Raw genomic sequence first — 360 nt, forward strand, 5'->3', positions numbered from 1 at the left:
ATATTGGATACTGTCCCCAAGTAGATATCTTGTTACGGATCAGGGCGAACTCCGTTCCAATGCTAACCCCGCTGTACAGTGCCCGTATCAGGATGTGTTCCGGTCCTGGATCAGGCAAGGTGACATCAGCGTAGCTAAAATTCTGATTTTCGTCAGAGACAAGTGCTTTGGCGTGCATTTTTTAACACCTCATGTAGATATTTTGTCGAGATATGAATCTCGACCTCCTTAGAAACGTGGCAGCTCGTGCGTCACGCGGCGTGTGTTGTATTCTAGTTGATAGCGGAGGTGCTCTGGGGTCTGTGGGTATTTTTCCGCATCAGGATACGGATAGGCGGACATGTCGTGGAATGGCAGCGG

It is taken from the genome of Candidatus Poribacteria bacterium (genome assembly GCA_021295755.1).
Lineage (GTDB): Bacteria > Poribacteria > WGA-4E > WGA-4E > PCPOR2b > PCPOR2b.